The following is a 907-nucleotide window of genomic DNA, read 5'->3' on the forward strand; positions in this document are numbered from 1 at the left end:
AGTATCTTTTTAAAAATATTTACAATTATTTTAATAGGTTATGCAAGAAGTNTATTGTGTGTTATATAAAAGTTGATAANATATTCTATTCGTTGAGAATAAGTAAATCCATTAAATTCATTTCATATTTCTTCTTGTTCTGTATTTAAATAAATATTAACATTCCGAATTTTACAAGAATAATATTTTCCTGTTTTTTGATTATATGAATGTTTCATAATATTAACTCTCATAATTAGCAATAATAATTGCATCTCGTAAATGATTACTTATTTTTTCATTATTATATTTTCAACCTTTACCAAATTCATAAGTTAAATTATTATCTTTATCATATTTTCATACAGAACTATCATTATATTTACTTAAATTTTCCATATTTTTAACAACTGATTTAGTATATTTTGGTGATATTAAATTAAACTTTGATTTTGCAGATAATATTAATCTTTCTCTATGGTCTTCAATTACACCTAGTAATCGTAATAAATCATCTCGGTCTTTTGAACCATTAGCATTTGTATATAAGCAATTTTCAATGTTTACAATACAAACACTATTGCATTNTTTAAATAATATATCTTTAATAAAATCAGCTTGTTTTATTCATAAATAATTAGTAAATTCTAATTTTTCAGTTAATTTATTATCTTTATAAATAACAATAGCAGTAGTACCAGTTCCTGATGGGTCAATACCTATTTTTATTCTCATTTTGCTCATTCCTCATCATTGTTAACTGCTGGCACTACATTTGATATATCTTCTTCTTTAACGACATTATTGTTTGTGTCCGATATTTCTGTATAATATGGGGTATTTATATTATTTGATAAGGATTCATCGTTCATCTGCCCCTGATTTTTGGCGACAGTAATATCATTAAAAGGTATATAATCAAAATTAC

General features: G+C 23.1%; 1 protein-coding gene. It reads right to left on the bottom strand.

Annotation, left to right across the window (positions count from 1 at the left end; genetic code table 4):
* Nucleotides 1-704: 704 nt before the first annotated feature.
* Nucleotides 705-907 (bottom strand): hypothetical protein (locus tag BST80_RS05285; RefSeq protein WP_415746284.1); only part of this gene is annotated, 203 nt, incomplete at its 5' end.

The organism is Spiroplasma sp. Moj, from assembly GCF_016082285.1.
In the GTDB taxonomy this organism is placed as follows: Bacteria; Bacillota_I; Bacilli_A; order Mycoplasmatales; family Mycoplasmataceae; genus Spiroplasma; species Spiroplasma phoeniceum.